This is a genomic window from Rhodoferax sp. GW821-FHT07F03 (assembly GCF_059418745.1).
This window is the reverse complement of record NZ_JBWKQM010000008.1, coordinates 137638-158523: the sequence shown is the minus strand read 5'-3', so window position 1 is coordinate 158523 and position 20886 is coordinate 137638. Positions and strand designations below refer to the sequence as shown.

Below are 20886 nucleotides of genomic sequence, written 5' to 3'. Positions count from 1 at the left end.
TTGAAAAAAATATTTCGAACGGCCCGCATGCGCCTGGCTTGGTTGATGGCGACTTGATTGCATGGCATTGCGTTTTCGGTGGCACAGAGCATGCGAAAAGCTGGGGGCGCATCCCTTTCATCCACCCGCTTTTAACGGAGTATTTCCATGCCCAAAGTCACCAAGCCCGCAAACGCCAAAGGCGATTTCCTGGTCGATTACGAAGAAAAGGTCTTTGAAGACGTGAAGGCCGACCCGGGCCAGAAAGCCCTGGTCACCTTCCACACCGTGGCGTTTGAAGGCTCTATCGGCTTCGTCAACCTGCTGCAAGCCACCCGCCTGCTGCGCAAGGGGTTCGAGACCTCGGTACTGCTGTACGGCCCTGGCGTCACGCTGGGCGTGCAGCGCGGCTTCCCCACGCTGGGCGACGAGGCCTTCCCCGGTCACCAAAACTTCAACAACCAGATCACCAAATTCATGGCCGAGGGCGGCAAGGTCTACGCCTGCCGCTTCGCACTACAAGCGCTGTACGGCCACGGCGAAGGCGCACTGATCGAAGGCATACGCCCGATCAACCCGCTGGATGTGCTGGACATTGTGCTGCTGCACAAAAAGGCCAACGCGGTCATTCTGGACACCTGGACTCTGTAAGGACACACGACGATGGCTTCCACACCACGTACCGTCCGTGCCGCAGCGGTGCAGATCGCGCCGGACCTGGAACGCCCCGAGGGCACGCTGGAGCGTGTGTGCGGGGCCATCGACGAGGCCGCTGCCAAGGGCGTGCAGATCATGGTCTTCCCAGAGACCTTCATGCCCTACTACCCCTATTTCTCGTTCGTGCTGCCGCCGGTGCTGCAAGGCGCACCCCACCTCAAGCTGTACGAGCAAGCGGTGGTGGTGCCCGGCCCGGTGACTGCCGCTGTGGCCGAGCGTGCCCGGGCCCACGGCATCGTGGTAGTCGTGGGCGTGAACGAGCGCGACTTTGGGAGCCTGTACAACACCCAGCTCATTTTTGACGCCGATGGCAGCCTGGCACTCAAGCGCCGCAAGATCACCCCCACCTACCACGAGCGCATGGTCTGGGGCATGGGCGACGGCGCCGGGTTGAAGGTGGTGGACACCGCCGTGGGCCGCGTCGGCGCCCTGGCCTGCTGGGAGCACTACAACCCGCTGGCCCGCTACAGCCTGATGGCGCAGCACGAGGAAATCCACTGCGCGCAGTTCCCCGGTTCGCTAGTGGGGCCCATATTTGCCGAGCAGATGGAAGTCACCATCCGCCACCACGCGCTGGAGTCCGGCTGCTTTGTCATCAACGCCACGGGCTGGCTGACAGACGCGCAAATCCAGTCCATCACCCCCGACGCCAGCCTGCAGAAGGCACTGCGCGGCGGCTGCCACACGGCCATCATTTCGCCCGAAGGCAAGCACCTGGCGCCGCCGCTGACCGAGGGCGAAGGCATGGTGATCGCCGACCTGGACATGGCCCTGATCACCAAGCGCAAACGCATGATGGACTCGGTGGGCCACTACGCCCGCCCCGAGCTGCTGAGCCTGGCCATCAACGATGCGCCAGCTCAGCCCACGCACGCCATGCACGCCATGCACGCCCATTCAACGCCTACTACTTTTGCCCCACGGAGTCCCGACCATGCACACGCCCAACCTGAGCCCATCGCCCGCCAGCAAGCAGCTGATGACCGAGCTGCAGTCCTTCGGGTTGCGGCTGGCTGACCCCAGCGCCGAACACGCGGGCGTGGCCAGCCGCAAGGGCGGCGCCGGCCCTTCCGACCACAAGGCGGTGGTGGTGGACGGCCACACCATCATGGTGCCGGTGCATACCTCCAGCGCCTGGAACTCGCCCTTTGTGGCCCAGGCACCTGATGCGCAGGGCCGCAGCGCGCTGACGCGCGGCAGCATCCCCATCGCGCAGATAGCCTTCCCGCCCGCGCCGCGCTTTTACGGGTTGAAAACCGCCGAGGGTGTGCCCTATTCGCACATCGCCACCCTGCACGGTTCGGACGTGCTGGCCACCACCGTGCTGCAGGAGTGCATACGCTACGCCAGCCGCAAGAAGACCTGCCAGTTCTGCGCCATAGGCCAATCGCTGGCGGCAGGCCGCACCATTGCCCACAAGAGCCCGGCCCAGCTGGCCGAGGTGGCCGCTGCTGCCGTGCGGCTGGACGGTGTGAAGCACATGGTGATGACCACCGGCACGCCCAATGCCACCGACCGCGGCGCCCAGGTGCTGTGCGACAGCGCCCAGGCCATCAAGGCCGCCGTGGACCTGCCGCTGCAAGCCCAGTGCGAGCCGCCCGACGACGACCGCTGGTTCCAGCGCATGCAGGACGCGGGCATCGACACGCTGGGCATGCACCTGGAGGTGGTCACTCCCGCGCTGCGCGAAAAGATCATGCCCGGCAAGGCCCAGGTGCCCATCAGCCGCTACATGCAGGCCTTCGAAGCATCCGTGCGCGTGTTCGGCCGGGGCCAGGTCAGTACCTACATCCTGGCCGGCCTGGGCGATAGCCAGGATGCCATTCTCGACATCTCGGCGCAGTTGCTGGCGCTGGGCGTGTACCCCTTCGTCGTACCTTTTGTACCCATCAGCGGCACGCCGCTGGAAGACCACCCCGCGCCATCGGCCGAATTCATGCAGGGCCTGCTCAAGCCGCTGGGCGCCATGGTGGCGCAGGCCGGGCTGCGCTCGACCGACATCAAGGCCGGCTGCGGCAAATGCGGCGCCTGCTCATCCCTGTCCGTTTTTGAGTCCGCCTGAAAGGCCACGCCATGCTGACCACCGAGCCCCTGTGCGATCTGCCGCAAGACTACCGTCCCCGTGCCTTCCGCGTGAAGTGGGCCGACAGCGCCTGGGAGATCACCCAGGCCCGGCGTGTGCGGCGCGACGTGTTCTGTACCGAGCAAGCCGTGTTTGTGGACGACGACACCGATGCCATAGACACCCAGGCGCAAACCCTGGTGGCGGTGTCGCAGCTTGGCGGCATGCCCGACCAGGTGGTGGGTACGGTGCGCATCCATAGCAGCGAACCCGGCCTGTGGTGGGGCTCGCGGCTGGCGGTGGACGCGGCTTTTCGCCGCCACGGAAGCCTGGGCGCAGCGCTGATACGCCTGGCCGTCAGCAGCGCGCATGCACGCGGCTGCCGCATCTTTCTGGCCCATGTGCAAAGCCAGAACACCCCGCTGTTCAAACGCCTGCATTGGCAGGTACTGCAACAGGAAACCCTGCACGGCCGGCCGCACGACCTGATGCAGGCCGACCTGGACCACTACCCACCCTGCTACGACCCGTTGTGGGGCTATGCCGTACCCAGCCGGAGCGCGGCATGACGCTGCACGAGCTGGCCGCAGCACTGCGCGCTGGGCGCGGCTTTGCCCACAAGCGCGACATCGGCGACGCCATGGCCCTGTTGCGCCAGGGCCTGCCGGCCCACACCGCCGTAGCCCTGGGCGACGACTGCGCAGCCATTCCTGACGGCGATGGTTACTTGCTGTTCGCCATCGAAGGCTTCGTGGACGACTTTGTGCAGGCCATGCCCTGGTTTGCCGGCTACTGCGGCGTGATGGTGAATGTGAGCGATATCTACGCCATGGGCGGGCGGCCCATCGCGGTGGTCGATGCCATCTGGAGCCAGGGCCAAGGCAACAGCGCTCTGGTACTGACCGGCATGGCCGAGGCATCGCGGCGCTACGGCGTACCCATCGTCGGCGGCCACACCAACCACCGCAGCGACAAAGGCCAGCTGGCCGTGGCCATACTGGGTCGGGCGCGCAAGCTGCTGACCAGCTTTGATGCGCAGCCCGGCCAGCGCCTGCTGATGGCCGTAGACCTGCGCGGCGCCTACCAGGAGCCGCACCCCTACTGGAATGCATCCACCGGCGCCCCCGACGAGCGCCTGCGCGCCGACCTGGAGCTGCTACCCCTGCTGGCCGAAGACGGCCTGTGCGCTGCCGCGAAAGACATCAGCATGGCCGGCGCCATAGGCACGGCGCTGATGCTGCTGGAATGCTCGGGCGTGGGCGCGCATATCGATCTAGACGCCATTCCCCGCCCAGAAGGCGTGCCGCTGCTGCGCTGGCTGCAGTCCTTCCCCAGCTACGGCTTTGTGCTGAGCGTGGCGCCCGAACAGGCCGAGGCGGTATGCGCACGCTTCCACGCCCGGGGCATTGCCTGTACTGGCGTGGGTAGCGTGCAGGCCGCGCCCGAGGTCTGGCTGCACCAGGGCGAAGAGCGCTGCCTGCTATGGAACGTGGCGCAGCAAAGCTTCATCCTGCCGCCGCAGGAGCTGGCCCATGCGTGACATCGGCTCGCCACCGCCGCTGAAGATTGCGCTGCTGACGCATTCCGTGCTGCCGCGCGGCGGCGTGGTGCACACCCTGGAACTGGCGCATGCGCTGCACCGGGCAGGCCATGCGGTGACGGTGTTCGCGCCCGCCCTGCCCGGCCAAACCATGTTCCGCCCGCTGCCGTGCCGGCTGCAGCTGGTGCCAGTGGCACCCGCCCCCGGTGGCATGGTGGATATGGTGGCTTCGCGTATTGAAGCCTTCAAAACACACTTCGCGCCATTGCTGCAAGCAGAACAGTTCGACATCTTCCACGCCCAGGACCCGCTGGGCGCGAATGCACTGGCCGACCTGCAGGCACGGGGCCTGGTGAACGAATTTGTACGCACCGTGCACCACCTGGACCAATTTGACGATGCCCGGCTGGCGGCCTGGCAGCAGCGCGGCTTTCTGGCCGCACAGCAGGTGCTGTGCGTCAGCCAGCTGTGGTGCGACCTGCTGCGCCGCGAGCATGGCGTGGATGCCGCCCTGGTGCACAACGGCGTGGACTGCAACCGCTACACGCCCCACCCGAACGCCACCGACGCTACGTTGGCCGCCCGCTGGGGCCTGCGTGGCGGCACGGCTGCGCCGCTGCTACTGGCCGTAGGCGGCGTGGAAGAACGCAAGAACACGCTGCGCATCCTGCAGGCCTTTGTGCTGCTGCGCGCCCAGCACCCGCAGGCGCAGCTGGTGCTGGCGGGCGGCTCCAGTCTGCTGGACCACAGCGGCTATGCCCGCGAGTTCCAGGTCCTGGCCGCCAGCCATGGCCTGCAGGCCGGGCCGGGCCGCGACCTGGTGCTGACCGGTGCGCTGCCCGATGCCGACATGCCCGCGCTGTTTCGCCGCGCCGATGCGCTGGCGATGCCATCGCTACGCGAAGGCTTTGGCCTGGTGGTGCTGGAAGCGCTGGCCAGCGGCACACCGGTGGTGGTGTCGCGCCAGGCGCCATTCACCGAATACCTGGCGGATGCCGACTGCTGCTGGGCTGACCCCATGTCCGCCCCGTCTATCGCTCAGGCCATGCGGGCTGCGCTGGCGCCGCATTGGAAGCAGTCTCTGGTACGCACCCCGGCGGTCTGCCTGCGCTTTGGCTGGGCGGCCAGCGCCGCACGCCATGCCGACCTGTACCGCGCCCACCTGGCCCTGGCCCGCCATGCCACGGCGGCCGCATTTTCTGTTTAACCCCGACCTGGAGCCCTACCCCCATGCCCGCCATGCATTTCGATATCCGCTGGCCTGACGCCACGCAAAGCCACTGCTATTCACCATCGCTGGTCATCAAGGACTACTTCCAGCCCGGCTCGCGCTACCCGCTGCCGCAGTTCATGGCACAGGTGCGCGAGGCGCTGAACATTGCCTCCGAGCGGGTACGCGCCAAGTTTGGCTTCAGCTGCTCCTCCGCCATGGACCAACTGGCCCAGCTGGAGCAAACCGCAGCCCGCTTTGAAGCCACGCCAGACGCAGAGGTCGAAGTGCTGGCCTTCCACGAATAACCCCCAAATCCATAGGAAATTCCATGTCCCAAACACCCCACCACAGCGTCGTCATCGTCGGCGGCGGCCAGGCCGGTCTGTCGCTCAGCTACTACCTGCAGCAGCGCAGCATCGACCACCTGGTGATCGAGAAGCAAACACCCATGCACGCCTGGCGCAACCAGCGCTGGGACGCCTTCAGCCTGGTCACGCCCAACTGGCAATGCGCCCTGCCCGGCTGGCCCTATGCCGGTCCGGACCCGCATGGCTTCATGAAGAAGCAGGAAATCCTGGCCTATCTGGAGGGCTTCAAAAAACACGTCAACGCCCCGCTGCGTGAAGGCGTGGCAGTGCAGCGCGTCAGCCGACGCGGCTCGCAGGGCTTTGAGGTGCAGACTTCGGCCGGCAGCTACACCGCTGACCAGGTGGTGGTGGCCTCAGGCGGCTACCACCAGCCCATCATCCCGCGCATGGCCGAGCGCCTGCCGGCCGACATACTGCAGCTGCATTCCGAGCAGTACCGCAACCCGCAGGCCCTGCCCGAAGGCACGGTGCTGGTGGTAGGCTGCGGCCAGTCGGGCGCGCAAATCGCCGAGGACCTGCACCTGGCCGGCCGCAAAGTGGTGCTGGCCACGGGCAACGCCCCGCGCTGCGCGCGCTTCTACCGCGGCAAGGACGTGGTGGACTGGCTGGCCGACATGGGCTACTACGACATGCCGGTGCACGAGCACCCGCTGCGCGAGGGCGTGCGCGACAACACCAACCACTACGTCACCGGCCGCGACGGGGGGCGCGATATCGACCTGCGCAAATTCGCTTCTGAGGGCATGGAGCTGTATGGCCTGCTGACCGGACTGGACGGCGAGACACTGCAGTTCGAACCCAACCTGGCGGAGAACCTGGACCACGCCGACCGCATCTACAACGGCATCAACGCCAGTATCGACAAATTCATCGCCAAAGCCGGCATTGATGCGCCGCCCGGCGAGGTCTACACCGCCCCCTGGCACCCCAGTGAAGAACGCCCGGCGCTGAACCTGCGCGAGGCAGGCATAGCGTCGGTCATCTGGTGCATAGGCTTCCAGCCAGACTTTGGCTGGCTGGACCTGCCGGTGTTCAATGGCCGTGGCCAGCCCAGCCATGTGCGCGGCGTCACGGCCCAGGCTGGGCTGTACTTTCTGGGCCTGCCCTGGCTGCACACCTGGGGCTCGGGCCGCTTTTCAGGTGTGGCGCGCGATGCGCTGTACCTGGCGGAGCAGATTGAAGCACGCACAGCCGAACCGCACCACGCACCCGAAATGGCCGAACTACTCTCATGACCATCCATGCATCTACAGCACCGCAGGTCGGGCGCTATACCGCCGGCATGCCGCAGCTCAACGTCAACGGACTGTCGGAAAACTGGCTGCTCAAAGAATGCGGCGACCGCCATTGGCAGGGCATCGCCCAAGCCCAGGGCCTGCCGCGGCCGGAGTTCCGCAATACGCAGGGCCACAAGGTCTACGCCGCCTTCACCCTGGTGCGTATCACAGGTGGAAGGCTGGAGCAGATCGGTGAGAACGATGTATTCACCATCGCCAGCCAATGCTTGGCCGTGGGCCGAGCCCAGCATTACAGCCGCCATGTGCTACATGCGCAGGGTCAAACTGCAGCACGGGTGGAAATGCTGTCCGTGTTTGTGCGCCGTGCCCAATCGGGCAGCAACCGCAGCGTGGTGCGCGCGGCCATGGCCGATGCCGGCAGGTACGCGCCAGACCCCGAACTATGGGCCGCCGCCGAAGCCTTCGTGCAGCGGGGCCATGCGCACCGGGCCATGGAACCCACGCTTGCAAATGAGCCCGCCTATACGCTGAACTTCACCCCCTGCCCCAACAACGATTTCAACGGAGCCGACCTGCTGTACTTCAGCACCTTCCAGGCCATGGTGGACCGCACCGAGTGGGCCTGGATGCTGCACACCCAGCCACCGGGCCGGCCGGCAGCGCTGCGCGAACGTGAACTGGTGTTCCACGGCAACCTGGACCTGGGCGACAGCGTACGCATCCAGCTGCAGTCACAGGCAGCGGACCAGGGCATGCTGTGCCACCGCAGCACGCTACAACGCAAGTCCGATGGCGCGCTCATCGCCCAGGTTTTCACCCGCAAGTTGGCGCCGGTGTACGCGACGGAAAGGCAGGCGGCTGTGCGCGTCTAAACCTCGATGCCGTCGGCGGCGCAGCCATCACGAGCTAGGCACCAAGCATCGCGCGCATGTCTTCAGCGTATTTTTCATAGGAACGCCACCCTATCAAAGATGTCACGTTACTAGCGAAACTCGAGAGACTCTGATTGGTCAGATCAAACGCAGGGTCAATAATTACTTGTCCTTCACCATAGCCGTGTGCGGTGGCTAGAAGATGGAATACGGACGCGCCAGGCTCCCTGAGAGCCTCATCGTTAAAGTGAGTATGCTGATTTCTCGCCGCGTAGACGATTAGACCGAGAGGAACTGTTCTTACGATCCTCCCCACACAAAACTTCGCGTGATGGGTTTTCAATACAGCAGGCAAGCCGGAAGGCATGGTTTCATTTGAGCCGTAGAGTTCGATAGCCTTGTCGGCCACCTGGAGAATCGCACCACACAAGGTATCAAGTGCAAACGATTCGGCTATGAACTCACGTTCAGCCGCTCGTGCCGCTGACAAGCGCTCCGCGTTTTCTAGCTGCCATGCAGCAAACTCTGCGTCTTGCTTCGGACCGTATGGTTCGCTGGTCACGAACGTGACGCACGTTGCCTTCTTTAAGACAGTGAGATATGAGCCGACGCCTTCAAAGAGCAGGCGTACAGCACTTTCCGTTCGAAGCATATAGTCAGCAGCAGATTGCATTTTTGAGACCTAAGATTTGAGCTAAGCAAGCGCTCTTTTTTACGCTATTCGCTCAGGGAATTATGGGTAATAGCGCAGACATTGAAAGGGCAAGCAGCTACTTTTTATGTAGCACTTCCTTCAAACTTGTAAAAATAGCTTGAGCACAGCCGCCGAACCTCATACGGCGATCCTGGTGCTCTTTTGTCGTTTCGCAAAAGACTTTACCTGGATGGGCAAAAGCAAACGGCAATCACCCCCGCGGATGGTGCTTGGCGTGCAAGCTGTGCAGCCGCTCGCGCGCCACATGCGTATAGATGGTGGTGGTCGAAATATCCGCATGCCCCAGCAGCATCTGCACCGCACGCAGGTCGGCGCCGTGGTTCAGCAAATGCGTGGCAAAGGCGTGGCGCAGGGTGTGGGGTGACAAGGCCACATGGATGTCGGCGGCCAGCGCGTATTTGCGCACCAGCATCCAGAACATGACACGCGACATGGCGCGGCCGGCCTTGTTGCCACGCGAGGAAACAAACAGGTCGTCGGTCTGCTTGCCGTCCAGTATCTCGGGCCGGGACTCGGCCACATAACGCTCCAGCCACTCAGCAGCCACCTGGCCAAACGGCACCAGGCGTTCCTTGCTACCCTTGCCCATGGTGCGCAAAACGCCGTCGCCCAGACTGAGCTGAAAGGTCTTCAACAACACCAGCTCACTGACACGCAGGCCGCTGGCATACATCAACTCCAGCATGGCGCGATCGCGCAGGCCCAGTGGGGTGTCGGCGTCCGGCGCGGCCAGCAGGGCCTCCACCTGGGCTTCACTCAGGGTCTTGGGTACGCGCAAAGCCTGGCGCGCCGGCTGCAGCTTCAAGGTGGGGTCAACCGTAATAACCTGCTCGCGCAAGGCCCACCGGAAATAACGCTTCAGCACCGTCAGCCGCCGGTTCGCCGAGGTGGCCTTGGTGCTGGCGTGTTTGGCCGCAAAGTAGGCCTGCAGGTCTTGCTCGCGCGTGTCGTCCAGCCCGCGCTGCTGCGGCGCCAGCCAGGTGGCGTACAGCGTCAAGTCGCGCCGGTAGGCCTCCAGCGTGTTTTTGGACAAGCCTTCTTCCAGCCAGATGGCGTCGATGAAGGCGTCGATTCGGTCGGTGCTCACGCAGGCAGGCCCCAGGCCCTGGCAGTGGAACGGATCATGGTGAATTTCTAATACGGACAAAAGGTGGCTGCTATTCTCGGTGCGATGTACTACGCGCAACTGCTGTTCCCCGACTTCTCGCTGATTTTGTGCGGCTACCTGGTGTGCCGCTACACCGCCCTCAACCGCACGGTGTGGGAACAGGTGGAAAGCCTGACCTACTACTTTCTGTTCCCGGTACTGCTGTTCCAGTCGATTGTGCGCACCCCGCTGGACCTGCAGGCCACTTCCGGCCTGATACTGGCCGGCCTGGCGACCGGGCTACTGGCCATCGCCCTGTCCTACTCCCTGCCCTGGCTGCCTTTCATCGGCAAGCGCATAGACCGGCGCGAGCATGCAGCCACGGCCCAGGTGGCATTTCGCTTCAACTCCTTTGTCGCCCTGGCACTGGCCGAGCGCCTGGCCGGCCCGCAGGGCCCGCAGCTGGTGGCGGTGCTGATCGGCATCTGCGTACCGATCTACAACGTGGCGGCGGTGTGGCCCATGGCGCGGCACGCGCAGCGCGGCTTTGCGCGCGAGCTGCTGCGCAACCCGCTGATATTGGCCACGGCCTCGGGCCTGGCGGCAAACCTGCTGGGCTTTGCCATTCCGGTCTGGCTGGAGCCCACGGTAAACCGCATCGGCGCCGCGTCCATCGCATTGGGTCTGATGGCGGCGGGCGCTGGCATGCGCTTCGGGCCGCTGGCCCGGGCCAAGGTGCTGGCCGTCTGCATCTTGGGGATACGGCATTGCGTGTTGCCGCTGCTGGCGCTGGGCATGTCCCGTGCCATGGGCTTGTCGCCCCTCTACACCACTGTGCTGCTGGCGTTCTCAGCCCTGCCCACGGCATCCAGCTGCTATGTGCTGGCGTCCAGAATGGGCTACGACGGCGCGCTGACGGCCAGCCTGGTGAGTTTGTCTACCCTGCTGGCCATACTCAGCCTGCCTTTTGCCCTGGGGCTAGCTCATTGATGCTGCTATTAAAAATATAGCTGACTGTGCAGATATTGCCTGCGCCAGGGGCCTAAATCTTGAGAACCGCGTTATGAAACTGGCTGACCAGCGGGCGCTGTTCGTCGCTACGCCAGACGAGGTACACGTTGACCCGCAGGTTCAGCCAGGGCAGCTCCCGAAACACCACATCGGGCACAGCGTTGGCCGTGCCGAGGCTGGCCTGCACCACCGTCAGCCCCACGCCCGCGCTGACCAGCTGCAGCGACGACAGAGGGTCGGAGGTTTCATAGGCGATGTCGGGCGTGAAGCCGGCGCGCTGGCAGCCGGCCAGCAGCGCGGGGCGTACGGTGTCCACCGGTTGGCGGGCCACGGCGATCCAGGGGCGCTGGTCCAGTTGCGCGGGCTGGATGTTTTTCAGCTTGCACAGCGGGTCATCCTTGGGGATGGCCAGCAGCAGCGGCTCGTCCACCACCGCCACGCTGGCTAGGTCAGACCCTGGCTCGGGCGCCCGATAGACAAAACCCAGGTCCAGCGTGCGCTGGCGCAGCCGCTCGAACTGCACGGCGGTACCCAGCGCCTGCAAGGACAAGGCCACTGCCGGACTGGCACGCCGAAACCGCCGCAGCGCCGGGCCCAGCAGGTTCGCATGCATGGCGCCCTCCACATAGCCTATTGCCAGCCGCCCCGCGGTGCCGGAGCCCAGCCGGCGGCCAAAGGCCTCGACCCGCAGAGCATTCGCCATTAGCACCCGCGCCTCGCCGAGCAGGTCGCGCCCTTCGTGCGTCAGGCGCAGGCGCTTCTTGCTGCGCTCGAATAGCAGTACGCCGAGCTGCTCTTCGAGTTGCTGGATCTGCCGGCTCAGCGGCGATTGCGAGATGTGCAGCAGCTCGGCCGCGCGGCCCACGTTCTCGGTTTCGGCGACTGCAATGAAGTAGCGGAGCTGGCGCAGGTCGAGCATGGTTGAGTCCTTTCAGGTCTCAACTGTCGCACATTCCGTCTTGGACAGACACCGCCCATTTGCCGATCATCAAGGCACTACCACTAAAGAGCATCACATGAAAATTCTCCACCTCGATTCCAGCATCCTCACAGACGCATCCACATCGCGCGCACTGACAGCCGCCATCGTCAGCCACATCCGCCACGACCACCCAGGCGCCCAGGTGAGCTACCGCGATCTCGTGGAAGACGCCATTCCGCACCTGGACGGCCCGATTGCCGCCAGCTTCCGGCCCGTGCACAGCGACTACACCAGCGCCAGCGTGGCGCTAGAGCACGCCCGCTCGGCAGCTCTGGTGGACGAGCTGCTGGCCAGCGACACCATCGTCATCGGCGCACCCATGTATAACTTCTCGGTGGCCAGCCAGCTGAAGGCCTGGATAGACCGCGTGGTGCAGCCCGGGCGCACCTTCCAGTACACCGCCACCGGCCCGGTGGGATTGGCTACGGGTAAGCGCGTGATCGTCGCGTCCACCCGGGGCGGCGCGTATACCTCCGGCCCGGCCACGGCCATGGACTTCCAGGAGGACTACCTGAAGGCTGTCTTCGCCTTCATAGGTATCACCGACGTGCGCTTCGTACGTGCAGAGAACCTGTCCCGAGGCAACGAGGCCAAGGAACTGTCCATGCGCACCGCGCATGCAGCGGTTGCCGATGTCGTACGCCAAGCTGCTGCCTGATCACCATCCCCACTATTCGGAGAAACCCATGCTTTACCTCGTCACACTGAACTACATCCGCCCCATCCAGGAGGTGAATGCGCACATCGACACGCACCGTGACTGGCTGGTCACACATACACGCAGCGGCCAGATACTGGTCGCCGGTCCACTGGAAGACCGCAGCGGTGGCTTTGTGCTGGCACGCAGCAATAGCCGCGACGATCTGGACCGCGTGCTGGCACTGGATTCCTTTGCCGTACACAAGCTAGTGGACTACCAGGTACGCGGCTTTGACGCCGCCATGCGCAGCGCTGCCTTCCCAGCCGACTGGGCGCCCGGTGCCAAGGCCATCCAGTGAGGAGCGGCATCTTGGCGACATCCCGTTTTTGGCGCTGGTTCAGCGGCGCCCTGGCCTTGACGGCCAGCTGCGCATTCGCCTCGGCCAGCGCGGCCCCAGCCACGGTGCGCAACATCGTGCTGGTGCATGGCGCCTTTGCCGATGGCTCCAGCTGGACACCTGTGATCCAGCGATTGCAGCGCAAGGGCTACCACGTGACGGCGGTGCAGAACCCGCTGACTTCGCTGGCCGATGACGTTGCCGCCACGCGCCGTGTTCTGGAAAGGCAGAAAGGCGGCGTGATCCTGGTTGGCCATTCCTGGGCGGGAACCGTGGTGACAGAGACCGGCACCACCAGCAATGTGCTGGGCCTGGTCTATCTGTCCGCCCTGGTGCCGGACTCGGGTGAATCCACCGCAGACGTTTTGACCCGCCTGGCCGCGCCCATGGAAGGCTTCACGCCCGACAACGACGGACTGATCTGGCTCGACGATCCCGTGGCCTACCGGCACGTCATGGCGGGCGATGTGTCCGTGGCGCAGGCAGCGCTGCTGGCAGCGGCCCAGCAACCCATGGGCGCCCGCGCATTTGGCGACAAAGTGACGACGGCCGCATGGCACAGCAAGCCCAGTTGGTATTTGGTGACGGAAAACGATAACGCCCTTTCACCCCGGGTCCAGCGCACGCTGGCCCAGGCCATCGGCGCAACGACCGTCAGTGTGAAGTCAAGCCATATGTCGCTTGTCAGCCACCCAGACGCGGTGGTTGCGCTGATAGAGCGCGCAGCACGCTCAGTAGAGAAATAGGCTTTCGAAGAGCAACCTAGTTCAGAGCTATTTTCCTATCCGAAGAACGCGGTGCGGGTGAACTAGGCTGTGCAGCGACCGCCAAGCGCGAGGCGGCTTTATAGGGATCAGGCTTTGACGCCAACGGGTTCGCGTCCACCTGGAACACACCCACCACCTGCTCCAGCGTTTGTGCCTGCTCATGCAAGGCCTGGGACGCGGCCGCAGCCTCTTCCACCAATGCAGCATTCTGCTGGGTCATCTGGTCCATTTGAGAAATCGCGACGTTCACCTGGCCGATGCCGTCGCTTTGCTGTTGGCTGGCCAATGCGATTTCGCCCACAATCTCCGTTACCTTGCGCACACTGGTCACGATATCTTGCATGGTTTCACCAGCCTGCTCCACCAGCTTGCTGCCAGACCCAACCTTGTCAACCGAGTCGCCAATAAGTGCCTTGATCTCCTTGGCTGCAGCCGCCGAGCGTTGTGCCAGGCTGCGCACCTCACTGGCCACCACGGCAAAGCCACGCCCTTGCTCACCCGCACGTGCAGCCTCGACAGCAGCATTCAACGCCAGTATGTTTGTTTGAAATGCAATGCTATCAATCACGCTGATGATGTCCACGATCTTGCTGGAGGAATCATTGATCGAATTCATGGTGCTCACCACCTGGTTCACCACACTGCCACCCTGCGATGCGATCTGCGATGCTGTCACCGCCAGTTGGCTCGCCTCGCGCGCACTGCTGGTGTTCTGCTGCACTGCGGCGGTCAATTGCTCCAGGCTGGCCGCGCTTTGCTCCAGCGAAGATGCCTGTTGTTCAGTACGGGTCGACAAGTCGGCATTGCTCGCGGCGATCTCTTGCGACGCAACACTGACCGCATCGGCTGAAGCATGCACCGTTGCAACTACGTCGGCAATGCGCGCCAGCAAGGTGTTGAACGCATTCGCTACCCGGCCAATTTCATCCATGCGCTCAATCTTCACCGGTTTCGACAAATCCAGCGACACGCTGACGCGTTCAAAGTCCTTCTGCAGATTGGCCAAGCTGCCGGTAATGGTGCGGTACAGGTGCAAGGCCAGCGTACCCGTCAGCAGCAAGGCCACCACCATCACGGCCAGCATGCTGCGCTGGGCAAACGTATGGGCGTCGGCACTTTCCCGGCGCACCGCCTCTACCAAGGAGTTGTTGTAGACGATGTGCTCGTCTATGCCCTTTTTGACACCGGCAGCTGACAGCGCCAACGGCGAGCCGGCGACCAGCGTTGCGCGCACACCGTCCATGTCGCCCGCGCGTGCAGCGCTGAAAAACGGCACCAAGGCCTGGCGATAGGCTTCCATGTTGGCACGGTCGGCGGCCAGCATCTTGCGGTCGGTGTCGTCGTAAATGCGTTCCTTTTCGTAGGTCGCGATCACGTCATCAAAGTTCTTGTTGGCGTCGGTCAAGGCTTTTTCCAGAGCCGTTTTGTCGCTGAGATTGGAGAACACCGACAAGCGGTAACCCGCCAGCCGGGTGTCCGCCAAAAAGCCTTTGGCCGCATTCAGACCATGGATGCTGGGAATGATGCGGTTCTGCACCGTGTCAAAGCGATCCTGGGAACGCTGTAGCTGCCACAGCCCATCCACGCCCACAAAAATCAACGCGACAAGCGCGGTGGACAGTGTCAATAGCAAGCGTTTGGTGATTGTCATAGATGTTCCTCGTCAATGTCATTAGGTGGCCATCGTTCTGCCGACTTGCTCAACAAGCGGATACGGCCTCGTCGTCTTCGGGATGTGTGACATGCAAAAGAGCTGCATGCTCCAAGCAGAATGCCTGCCCTGCCCGGTAGCCGACTTCGAAAAGCAGTTGCATATTGGATGCTGACCACTCCAGCACTTCCGGCCAGTGCCCATCCGGAATCCCCTGCATCAGGTCCACCTTGAGCATGCGCCGCTTGGGCTGGCCGGTGGCCGGGTCGGTGTTGTGTTCGAGCTCGAACAGCCGGGTTTCAGCCTTCGATATCTTCACCAGCGGTGTGATGACAGAACGAACCCAGGCGTCGTACAGATTGCGCGGCTTGCGGATCAAACGCTCGTCTCCCAGGATGTCGAGCACGACCAGCGTATCCACGTCGTCATGCTGAGACTGCCCATCAGCATTCGACTCGAAGGGTTGAAAATTCAGCGTATCCAGCGCTGCACCCTCTATGTAGTCGTCCCCATCGATCTCGGTCGGTGGGTACAGAAAAGGGAATGACAAGGCCGCCCGCACATGCACAGGCTGAATCTCATCCTTACCCCAAATCTGCATGCGACCCTGGGTCATGTTGTACGCATTGATGTAGAAGGCCGGCCGCATGTTCGCTACAGCACTGAAGTCAACCGACTGCTCCAAGAACGGCAGATGCGCGCACAAGCCCAGGCTTTTGCTACTCAAATCCGATGGCGACAGACTGGACTGCACCAGTTGCATCCAGTCTTTCCAGGTACCGGAAGTCTGGCTGAAATTGTGTGTGAAGCTTTTGGTGATGGCATCCAGGAACGGGTTGCTCGCAATCGGCGCTGCAGCAGGCTGCATGGCACTTCGGTACTGCATGGCCTCGGCACCTGGTTTCTGGAATATCTTGTAGTTGACCGGGAACAGCTTGTAGATCGTGTCCGCAACCCCGACCTCAGCCCAGCGGACCAAGGCCTCCCGGGGCGTGTAGTTCTTGGGTGCCTGGTACAGCAAGCCCATGAGTACGCCAGCGCCCGAGGCAGAAATCACATCGAATTCAATGCCTTGGTCCAGGAAGGCGGCTAAGGCGCCGGCAATCAAAGGCGAATTCGGAGCGCCACCGCCGATAACCAGCGCTTTCTTCTTTTTCCCGAACTGATTGTTCACGCTAATCCCTTTGAAATACTGGATACATTTCGTAGCCAATATTACCTCTGATTTCATTAATTAATTAATTACAACCAGCAAAAAGATAGTTTTTCTTACACGTTTACAAAATCAATAAACACAGTAAATACCCTAGGGCCCTGCTCTAAATTCAGGAATGTACTAACTTTTCAGCGCCCACGTCACATGTTCGCGCACAAGCAGACTTGGGTCCTGGGCTCGCTGCTCTAACGCGTTGCGGATCATCACATCGTCCAACACCCTCAGCGCATTGCCCATCGCCACCGCCACATTGCGCAGCCAGCGTTCATGGCCTATGCGGCGTATCGGGCCACCTTCGGTGTAGCGCAGGAATTCGTCCTCGGTCCAGCTAAACAGCGTAGCCAGTTGCTGACCGCTCAAGCCACGGCGCTCGTCAAAGTCGGGCAAGGCACTGCGCTGGGCGAACTTGTTCCAGGGGCAGGCCAGCTGGCAGTCATCGCAACCATAGATGCGGTTTCCCATCAGCGGGCGCAGCTCCAGCGGAATCGGCCCAGCATGTTCGATGGTCAGGTAAGAGATGCAACGACGTGCATCTAACCGGTGCGGGGCCACGATGGCCTGCGTAGGGCAGATATCAATGCAGGCGCTACAGCTGCCGCAATGGCCGCTGGTAGGTGCGGACGGCGGCAAAGCAATGTCCACATAGATTTCACCCAGGAAGAATATCGACCCGGCCTCGCGGTTCAGCACCAGGGTGTGTTTGCCGCGCCAGCCTTGGCCGCTGCGCGCGGCCAGCTCGGCCTCCAGCACTGGAGCCGAGTCGGTGAACACACGGTAACCCAGCGGGCACAGCTCGGCGGCGATGCGATCGCTGAGCTTTTGCAAGCGTGCGCGCAGCACCTTGTGGTAGTCCCGCCCCCGGGCGTAAACGGACACGATGCCCTCGCCCGGCCGGTTCAAACGGTCGAATTCCCGCACCTGCCAACCCTCGGGCGTGCTGCGCGGCAGATAATCCATGCGGGCGGTGATGACGCTGACGGTCCCTGGCACCAGTTCCGCCGGGCGGGCTCGTTTCATGCCGTGGCTGGCCATATAAGCCATGTCACCATGGAACCCTTGGGCCAGCCAGGCCATCAGACCTGCTTCGGCAGACGACAAATCCACCGGGGCCACGCCAATTTGGGAAAATCCGAGTTCGCGCGCCCATGCCTGTATCTGCGACACCCATTGGAGACCATTGTTCTGAGCACCGTTCAACACCATTCGCCGATTGTAGAAACCCACAGCACCTTGCTTTGGACCGACGAGACCGCGACCGCCGCCTTTGCCCAGGCCCTGGCCACCCAGCCCGACATTACCCACGCCTTCATCACCCTGCACGGCGACCTGGGCGCGGGTAAAACCACACTGGTGCGCCACCTACTGCGCGCCCTGGGCGTACCCGGCCGCATCAAAAGCCCCACCTATGCCGTGGTGGAACCGCACGAGGTGCCCGGCCTGAATATCTGGCACTTTGACTTCTACCGCTTCAGCGACCCGCGCGAATGGGAAGACGCGGGCTTTCGCGACATCTTCGCCAGCCCCGGCCTGAAATTGGCCGAGTGGCCACAAAACGCCGGCGGCCTGCTGCCCGCGCCCGACCTGGCCATCACACTGGAAGCCCTGGCCGACGAGTCCCGCCAGGTGCACATCACAGCCGCCACCGCCATAGGCCAGCGCCTGCTGCAAGGAGTAGGCGCATGAAGCGGCGCGAATTTGTACAAGGCAGCACCCTGGCCCTGCTGCTGGGTGCGCAGCACATTGCGCGCGGCGCCAGCATCGTGGCGGTACGCGTGTGGCCGGCGCCCGACTACTCGCGTGTCACCATCGAATCGGATACCGCCCTGGCGGTGAAGCAAACCTTTGTGGCCAACCCGCCGCGCCTGGCGGTGGACATCGAGGGTATAGACCTGAACCCGGCGCTGCGCGAACTGGTGGGCCGTGTGCAAGCCGATGACCCGAACATCGCCGGCATCCGCGTGGGCCAGAACGCACCCGGCATCGTGCGCATGGTGATCGACCTGAAGCGCGCTGCCAAACCCCAGGTGTTCACCCTGGCCCCCGTGGCGGCCTACCAGCACAGGCTGGTGTTTGACCTCTACCCGGCCCAGGAAGAAGACCCGCTGGAGGCGCTGATCACCGAACGCCTGGCGGACCGCACGCCCGCTCCGCAGCCCAGCGAGGCCGCCGAGGCCGACGCACTAGAGGCGCTAATCGCCAAACAGCAAACCAAACCGGCCATTACAGGCATCGCGCGCCCGCCGGTACCCGGTGGTGCGCCCAACAAGGATTCCGCTATCAATTCAATAGCGCCTCCAGCACAGCCGCCCAGCGCTACAGGCTCAAATGATGCCAATAATCCGGCCACAGCTGCGCAGCGCACTGACCGCCTGATCATCATCGCCCTGGATCCCGGCCACGGCGGCGAAGACCCGGGTGCCATCGGCCCCAGCGGCACACGCGAAAAAGATGTGGTGCTGCAGGTGGCGCATCTGCTGCGTGAGCGCATCAACGCCACCACCGTCAACGGCAACCCCATGCGCGCCTTCATGACGCGCGATGCCGACTTCTTCGTGCCGCTGCAGGTGCGGGTGCAAAAAGCCCGGCGCGTGCAGGCCGACCTGTTCGTCAGCATCCACGCGGACGCCTTTCTCACCCCCGCCGCACGCGGCGCCAGCGTGTTCGCGCTCAGCCACGGCGCTGCTTCCAGCAGTGCCGCGCGCTGGATGGCCAACAAGGAAAACGCCGCCGATACGATTGGTGGCATCAATGTGCATGCCAAGGATTCACAGGTGCAAAGCGCCATGCTGGACATGAGCACCACCGCGCAGATCAACGACAGCCTGAAACTAGGCAGTGCGGTGCTGGGCGAGGTGGGCCGTGTTGGTCGCCTGCACAAAGGCAGCGTGGAACAGGCCGGCTTTGCGGTGTTGAAGGCGCCCGACATCCCCAGCGTGCTGGTGGAGACTGCCTTCATCAGCAACCCAGAAGAGGAATCCAAGCTCAAAAGCAGCGACTACCGCGAGCAGCTGGCCGACGCCATCCTGCGCGGCATCCGCAGCTACTTTGCGAAGAACCCGCCGCTGGCCCGCAACCGCACAGTGTAGCTATGCACTAACCACCTGGTTGCGGCCCTGGGCCTTGGCTGCATAGAGCGCAAAGTCGGCACGGTCTACCGTACTTTCTATGGAGTCGCCCTCCAGGTACTGGGTCACACCGATGGACGCGGTAAACTGGATTTCCACACTGCCAAAGGCCACCATGGTCTCGGCCACCTGGGTGCGCACGCGCTCCAGGCAGGCCATGCCGTAGCTGAAGTCGGTATCGGGCAACAACACCAGGAACTCCTCTCCACCCCAACGCGCCAGCAGGTCGGTGGAGCGCAGGCTGTTTTGCACCACCTGGGCAAACATCTGCAGACTGCGGTCTCCTGCCTGGTGGCCGTAGGTGTCGTTGACGCGCTTGAAATAGTCAATATCCAGCATCGCCACCATCACCGGTGTTCCGCTGCGGCTGGAGCGTTGGAACTCCTGCCGCATCTGCTCCTGCATGAAACGGCGGTTGGCCGTACCCGTGAGTTCATCGCGGGTAGCGATGCGCTGGATTTTCTCCAGCGCCTGCTGCAACTGGTCCTTCTGGTCGCGGATATGCTGGCGCATATTGGTCAAGCGCCAGGTCAAAAAAGAGCAGCCAATCACGACAATTACCAACATGAAGAAATAAGCGATGTGTATCTCGACTGGCACCAGGCTGCCCATGGTCTCGCGCACATACGCAATCGCCCAGGCAAACAGGACCAAGGCGTAAACCCCTACAAACGTCACCTGCCGGGTGGACATGCCAAACATGCCAAAGGTCAAGATCACCGACAGCAGCGGCAAAGTCCCCCCCCGGCCATCGCCCGCAATCACAAAAGCCACAGCGTTGCAGGCAATCGCATACAGCATCTGCGGCAGCGCCAGCGAGGGATCGCTCCAGCGCAGAGAAAACCCGCTGCGAATCAGCGCAAACACCAGCACCAGGCCAGCGCCGGAGAGGATGGACCAGTGGGTCACATCCTGCATATTGGCGATGCCGAATGCCGCCAGCCAGTACAGCTCGCCAATACAGGCCAGCATCAGCACCGCCGCCAGCACAAATTGGCTGGTGCGGATGCGCATGGCCTTTTCTACACCCAGCAAGCCGTCCAGACTGCGCTGAAGCCAGGTCCTCGATCTGTCCATGTACTTCTTTCTGGCGCGCGGCGCCAAGCTACAAAGGATAATTGCCCCTGGGGAGCGGAGCCTAAGGTCGTGTTAAGACCGTGTTACACGCTGCCTCAAGCGACGTACTTCAAAAATGCGCTAGCAGCGACGCCCTTTGGCGGTTCAGACCCATCTAAATGTTGTCCAATGCAGCTTGTAACGGCATTATTACAAGCTGCCATCGCCCAGCACAACGGCAGCAACCGAA

The 20886-nt window shown here is 63.2% G+C and carries 22 protein-coding genes; 15 read left to right on the top strand and 7 right to left on the bottom strand.

What is annotated here, in order from left to right; genetic code table 11:
- The first annotated feature begins 147 nt into the window (after window positions 1-147).
- From AC07R0_RS13880 to AC07R0_RS13840, 9 genes are read left to right on the top strand one after another with little or no spacing between them, the layout of a single operon-like run.
- Window positions 148-630 carry an MSMEG_0572/Sll0783 family nitrogen starvation response protein gene (locus AC07R0_RS13880; RefSeq protein ID WP_490589998.1) on the top strand — a complete coding sequence of 161 codons (483 nt, stop codon included), beginning with the start codon at window positions 148-150 and terminating at the stop codon, window positions 628-630.
- A gap of 12 nt (window positions 631-642) precedes the next feature.
- Entirely contained in the window at window positions 643-1713 is a 1071-nt protein-coding gene (locus AC07R0_RS13875; RefSeq protein ID WP_495105252.1) for a Nit6803 family nitrilase, read from the top strand.
- Window positions 1676-2758, top strand: coding sequence for an MSMEG_0568 family radical SAM protein (locus tag AC07R0_RS13870; protein WP_495105355.1), 1083 nt, complete (start codon window positions 1676-1678; stop codon window positions 2756-2758). The genes AC07R0_RS13875 and AC07R0_RS13870 overlap by 38 nt, the downstream gene beginning before the upstream one ends.
- 11 nt (window positions 2759-2769) lie before the next feature.
- A complete protein-coding gene (locus AC07R0_RS13865) occupies window positions 2770-3327 on the top strand; it encodes an MSMEG_0567/Sll0786 family nitrogen starvation N-acetyltransferase (RefSeq protein WP_495105251.1) in 558 nt (185 codons plus the stop codon).
- Window positions 3324-4298: a sll0787 family AIR synthase-like protein gene (locus AC07R0_RS13860; protein ID WP_495105250.1), complete on the top strand. Its 975-nt coding sequence runs from the start codon at window positions 3324-3326 to the stop codon at window positions 4296-4298. The genes AC07R0_RS13865 and AC07R0_RS13860 overlap by 4 nt, the downstream gene beginning before the upstream one ends.
- The gene (locus tag AC07R0_RS13855; RefSeq protein WP_495105249.1) at window positions 4291-5505 is read left to right on the top strand and encodes an MSMEG_0565 family glycosyltransferase; all 1215 of its coding nucleotides are present in this window, start codon (window positions 4291-4293) and stop codon (window positions 5503-5505) included. Before AC07R0_RS13860 ends, AC07R0_RS13855 begins: the two co-directional genes overlap by 8 nt.
- Window positions 5506-5528: 23 nt before the next feature.
- Window positions 5529-5816: an MSMEG_0570 family nitrogen starvation response protein gene (locus AC07R0_RS13850; RefSeq protein ID WP_495105248.1), complete on the top strand. Its 288-nt coding sequence runs from the start codon at window positions 5529-5531 to the stop codon at window positions 5814-5816.
- A gap of 23 nt (window positions 5817-5839) precedes the next feature.
- The gene (locus AC07R0_RS13845) at window positions 5840-7114 is read left to right on the top strand and encodes an MSMEG_0569 family flavin-dependent oxidoreductase (protein ID WP_495105247.1); all 1275 of its coding nucleotides are present in this window, start codon (window positions 5840-5842) and stop codon (window positions 7112-7114) included.
- Window positions 7111-7989, top strand: a complete 879-nt coding sequence (locus tag AC07R0_RS13840; RefSeq protein WP_495105246.1) for a Pnap_2097 family protein — start codon at window positions 7111-7113, stop codon at window positions 7987-7989. The genes AC07R0_RS13845 and AC07R0_RS13840 overlap by 4 nt, the downstream gene beginning before the upstream one ends.
- Before the next feature lie 34 nt (window positions 7990-8023).
- Here AC07R0_RS13840 and AC07R0_RS13835 read toward each other — a convergent pair whose 3' ends face one another.
- Window positions 8024-8662 carry a hypothetical protein gene (locus tag AC07R0_RS13835; RefSeq protein ID WP_495105245.1) on the bottom strand — a complete coding sequence of 213 codons (639 nt, stop codon included), beginning with the start codon at window positions 8660-8662 and terminating at the stop codon, window positions 8024-8026.
- 232 nt (window positions 8663-8894) lie between these two features.
- Window positions 8895-9791, bottom strand: coding sequence for a site-specific tyrosine recombinase XerD (xerD, locus tag AC07R0_RS13830; protein WP_495105244.1), 897 nt, complete (start codon window positions 9789-9791; stop codon window positions 8895-8897).
- Between the two features lie 84 nt (window positions 9792-9875).
- On the opposite strand from xerD, the gene AC07R0_RS13825 reads away from it, so the two are divergent.
- Entirely contained in the window at window positions 9876-10781 is a 906-nt protein-coding gene (locus tag AC07R0_RS13825) for an AEC family transporter (protein ID WP_495105354.1), read from the top strand.
- A gap of 52 nt (window positions 10782-10833) precedes the next feature.
- On the opposite strand, the gene AC07R0_RS13820 is transcribed toward AC07R0_RS13825, so the two are convergent.
- Window positions 10834-11721 (bottom strand): LysR substrate-binding domain-containing protein, encoded by an 888-nt coding sequence (locus AC07R0_RS13820; RefSeq protein WP_495105243.1) that lies wholly within the window; start codon window positions 11719-11721, stop codon window positions 10834-10836.
- 97 nt (window positions 11722-11818) lie between these two features.
- Between AC07R0_RS13820 and AC07R0_RS13815 the strand changes: the two genes are divergently transcribed.
- From AC07R0_RS13815 to AC07R0_RS13805, 3 genes are read left to right on the top strand one after another with little or no spacing between them, the layout of a single operon-like run.
- On the top strand, window positions 11819-12442 hold the full coding sequence (locus AC07R0_RS13815) for an FMN-dependent NADH-azoreductase (RefSeq protein ID WP_495105242.1): 624 nt from the start codon (window positions 11819-11821) through the stop codon (window positions 12440-12442).
- Between the two features lie 28 nt (window positions 12443-12470).
- Window positions 12471-12782, top strand: a complete 312-nt coding sequence (locus AC07R0_RS13810) for a YciI family protein (RefSeq protein ID WP_495105241.1) — start codon at window positions 12471-12473, stop codon at window positions 12780-12782.
- An 11-nt stretch (window positions 12783-12793) separates the two neighbouring features.
- Window positions 12794-13567 carry an alpha/beta fold hydrolase gene (locus AC07R0_RS13805; RefSeq protein WP_495105240.1) on the top strand — a complete coding sequence of 258 codons (774 nt, stop codon included), beginning with the start codon at window positions 12794-12796 and terminating at the stop codon, window positions 13565-13567.
- Between the two features lie 16 nt (window positions 13568-13583).
- Here the strand turns inward: AC07R0_RS13805 and AC07R0_RS13800 are convergent, their stop codons facing one another.
- The 3 genes from AC07R0_RS13800 to queG form a co-directional block, all read right to left on the bottom strand.
- The gene (locus tag AC07R0_RS13800; protein ID WP_495105239.1) at window positions 13584-15239 is read right to left on the bottom strand and encodes a methyl-accepting chemotaxis protein; all 1656 of its coding nucleotides are present in this window, start codon (window positions 15237-15239) and stop codon (window positions 13584-13586) included.
- 49 nt (window positions 15240-15288) lie between these two features.
- Window positions 15289-16413 carry a patatin-like phospholipase family protein gene (locus AC07R0_RS13795; protein WP_495105238.1) on the bottom strand — a complete coding sequence of 375 codons (1125 nt, stop codon included), beginning with the start codon at window positions 16411-16413 and terminating at the stop codon, window positions 15289-15291.
- A 162-nt stretch (window positions 16414-16575) separates the two neighbouring features.
- On the bottom strand, window positions 16576-17658 hold the full coding sequence (queG, locus tag AC07R0_RS13790) for a tRNA epoxyqueuosine(34) reductase QueG (RefSeq protein ID WP_495105237.1): 1083 nt from the start codon (window positions 17656-17658) through the stop codon (window positions 16576-16578).
- Between queG and tsaE the strand changes: the two genes are divergently transcribed.
- On the top strand, window positions 17638-18138 hold the full coding sequence (gene tsaE / locus AC07R0_RS13785) for a tRNA (adenosine(37)-N6)-threonylcarbamoyltransferase complex ATPase subunit type 1 TsaE (protein WP_495105353.1): 501 nt from the start codon (window positions 17638-17640) through the stop codon (window positions 18136-18138). The two genes, queG and tsaE, sit on opposite strands and share 21 nt — an antisense overlap.
- A complete protein-coding gene (locus AC07R0_RS13780; RefSeq protein ID WP_495105236.1) occupies window positions 18135-19541 on the top strand; it encodes an N-acetylmuramoyl-L-alanine amidase in 1407 nt (468 codons plus the stop codon). The genes tsaE and AC07R0_RS13780 overlap by 4 nt, the downstream gene beginning before the upstream one ends.
- On the opposite strand, the gene AC07R0_RS13775 is transcribed toward AC07R0_RS13780, so the two are convergent.
- Complete coding sequence (locus AC07R0_RS13775; RefSeq protein ID WP_495105235.1) at window positions 19542-20657, bottom strand: GGDEF domain-containing protein; 1116 nt, start codon at window positions 20655-20657, stop codon at window positions 19542-19544.
- Between the last annotated feature and the right edge of the window lie 229 nt (window positions 20658-20886).

What these genes read in the sequence shown, in the direction of transcription:
- AC07R0_RS13880 (WP_490589998.1), top strand. Translation starts at nt 148, where the DNA reads ATGCCCAAAGTCACCAAGCCCGCAAACGCCAAAGGCGATTTCCTGGTC.
- AC07R0_RS13810 (WP_495105241.1), top strand. Translation starts at nt 12,471, where the DNA reads ATGCTTTACCTCGTCACACTGAACTACATCCGCCCCATCCAGGAGGTG.
- AC07R0_RS13870 (WP_495105355.1), top strand. Translation starts at nt 1,676, where the DNA reads ATGACCGAGCTGCAGTCCTTCGGGTTGCGGCTGGCTGACCCCAGCGCC.
- AC07R0_RS13875 (WP_495105252.1), top strand. Translation starts at nt 643, where the DNA reads ATGGCTTCCACACCACGTACCGTCCGTGCCGCAGCGGTGCAGATCGCG.
- AC07R0_RS13865 (WP_495105251.1), top strand. Translation starts at nt 2,770, where the DNA reads ATGCTGACCACCGAGCCCCTGTGCGATCTGCCGCAAGACTACCGTCCC.
- AC07R0_RS13835 (WP_495105245.1), bottom strand. Translation starts at nt 8,662, where the DNA reads ATGCAATCTGCTGCTGACTATATGCTTCGAACGGAAAGTGCTGTACGC.
- AC07R0_RS13820 (WP_495105243.1), bottom strand. Translation starts at nt 11,721, where the DNA reads ATGCTCGACCTGCGCCAGCTCCGCTACTTCATTGCAGTCGCCGAAACC.
- AC07R0_RS13840 (WP_495105246.1), top strand. Translation starts at nt 7,111, where the DNA reads ATGACCATCCATGCATCTACAGCACCGCAGGTCGGGCGCTATACCGCC.
- AC07R0_RS13780 (WP_495105236.1), top strand. Translation starts at nt 18,135, where the DNA reads ATGAAGCGGCGCGAATTTGTACAAGGCAGCACCCTGGCCCTGCTGCTG.
- AC07R0_RS13850 (WP_495105248.1), top strand. Translation starts at nt 5,529, where the DNA reads ATGCCCGCCATGCATTTCGATATCCGCTGGCCTGACGCCACGCAAAGC.
- AC07R0_RS13775 (WP_495105235.1), bottom strand. Translation starts at nt 20,657, where the DNA reads ATGGACAGATCGAGGACCTGGCTTCAGCGCAGTCTGGACGGCTTGCTG.
- AC07R0_RS13860 (WP_495105250.1), top strand. Translation starts at nt 3,324, where the DNA reads ATGACGCTGCACGAGCTGGCCGCAGCACTGCGCGCTGGGCGCGGCTTT.
- AC07R0_RS13855 (WP_495105249.1), top strand. Translation starts at nt 4,291, where the DNA reads ATGCGTGACATCGGCTCGCCACCGCCGCTGAAGATTGCGCTGCTGACG.
- queG (WP_495105237.1), bottom strand. Translation starts at nt 17,658, where the DNA reads ATGGTGTTGAACGGTGCTCAGAACAATGGTCTCCAATGGGTGTCGCAG.
- AC07R0_RS13845 (WP_495105247.1), top strand. Translation starts at nt 5,840, where the DNA reads ATGTCCCAAACACCCCACCACAGCGTCGTCATCGTCGGCGGCGGCCAG.
- AC07R0_RS13800 (WP_495105239.1), bottom strand. Translation starts at nt 15,239, where the DNA reads ATGACAATCACCAAACGCTTGCTATTGACACTGTCCACCGCGCTTGTC.
- AC07R0_RS13815 (WP_495105242.1), top strand. Translation starts at nt 11,819, where the DNA reads ATGAAAATTCTCCACCTCGATTCCAGCATCCTCACAGACGCATCCACA.
- AC07R0_RS13825 (WP_495105354.1), top strand. Translation starts at nt 9,876, where the DNA reads ATGTACTACGCGCAACTGCTGTTCCCCGACTTCTCGCTGATTTTGTGC.